The following is a 1,592-nucleotide window of genomic DNA, read 5'->3' as shown; positions in this document are numbered from 1 at the left end:
GGCACTGGCCATGGTGCCAGAGCAGCGCGTGGTGCCCATGGGCGCGGTGGATACGGCCTGGCTGCGCATGGACAGTGCGACCAACCGCATGGTGATTGTGGGGGTCTGGGTGCTCAAGCCCGGTATCCGCCGTGACGCGCTGTGCGCCCGTGTGCAGGCCACACTGTTGCAGTACCCGCGTTTTGTACAGCGCGCCACGCCACGGCCGGACGGCGGTGGCGTGCACTGGGAGCCCGATGGCGATTTTGCGCTGGACCACCATGTTGTTTCCGAGACCCTGCCGCGGGCCCGCGCCGGGCAGCAACAGGCCCTGTTGCAGGACCGGGTTGCCGAGCTGGCGGTGCAGCCGTTGGATACGCGGCGGCCGCTGTGGCAGTTCCACCTGGTGGAGCGGTATGCCGGTGGCTCGGCGCTCATTGTGCGTATCCACCACTGCATCGCCGATGGTGTGGCCCTGGTGGCGGTGATGCAGTCGTTGGTGGATGGTGGTGTGTTGCCGCCGCGAAGCAGCAGCCGCTCCCACGGCCACGGGCTGCTGGACCGGGCCGAAGCCTTGCTGGACACCTGGGTCTTTGCACCAGTAGGGCGTGCTTCCATGCTGGCCAGGGGTGCTGCCAGCCTGGGTGCCAAAACATCGCGGGCCTTTGCCCATGCCCCTCGCCGCACGCTGGAGCATGGTTTGCGCAATGTCTGGGCCTCCACCAAATGGGTGCTGCACGGGGTGAGTGATGCCGCGGCCATGGCCCTGATGCCCGACGATTCGCCCACCCGCCTGAAGGGCACTCCCAGCGGCGTGAAACGCGTGGCCTGGTGCAAACCCCTGCCGCTGGCGCGGGTGAAGGCCTTGAGCAAACAGATGGAGTGCTCTGTCAACGATGTGTTGCTGGCGTGTGTAGCAGGCGCCATCGGCCACTATCTGCAAGATTGCGGCGACGATGTGCACGGCGTGGAGATTCGGGCCATGGTACCGGTCAACCTGCGCCCGATGGCGCAGGCCTACGAGTTGGGCAACCAGTTTGGCTTGGCGCCGCTGCTCTTGCCTATAGGCATACGCAGCCCCGTGGCCCGGGTGCGCGAGGTGCACCGCCGCATGGCCGATCTCAAAGGCAGCCTGCAGCCCCTGATGGCTTTCGGTTTGCTGGCCGTGGCCGGTGCCCTGACCCAACCGGTGCAAGACGCGCTGTTGGCGCTGTTCTCGCGTAAGACCACGGCGGTGATGACCAATGTGATTGGCCCCAAGGAGAAGATGCGCCTCTTGGGCGCGACGGTGGAGCAGTCGCTGGTCTGGGTGCCGCAATCGGGCTCGGTGGGGCTGGGGGTGTCGATACTGAGCTACGGCGGGGGTGTGCAGTTTGGCGTGATCGCCGACGCAGCTCTTTGCCCCGACCCGCAGGCCATCGTTGACCAGTTTGCGCCGGAGTTTGAACGGCTGGTGCAAGCGGTGGGGAAGGCTAGCCCGTAAGGTACTATAAATACTATAGCGGTATCGTCATATTTTTCGGGGGCTAGGGGCTGATTTGGCTTAAGCCTTACTGGCTGAAGCGTTTACTCAAAACGCCGTTGAACGTTTAGTTCAGCGGTGTGAGGTGCCT

Annotated in this window: 1 protein-coding gene; it reads left to right on the top strand. The window is 64.9% G+C overall.

What is annotated here, in order from left to right; genetic code table 11:
- Positions 1–1,462 (top strand): wax ester/triacylglycerol synthase family O-acyltransferase (locus AC097P_RS23715; protein ID WP_479612890.1); only part of this gene is annotated, 1,462 nt, incomplete at its 5' end.
- Positions 1,463–1,592 lie beyond the last annotated feature (130 nt).

It is taken from the genome of Rhodoferax sp. ZS1R8 (genome assembly GCF_056521325.1).
Note: the sequence above shows the minus strand (reverse complement) of the source record. Positions and strands in the feature narration are given on the sequence as shown.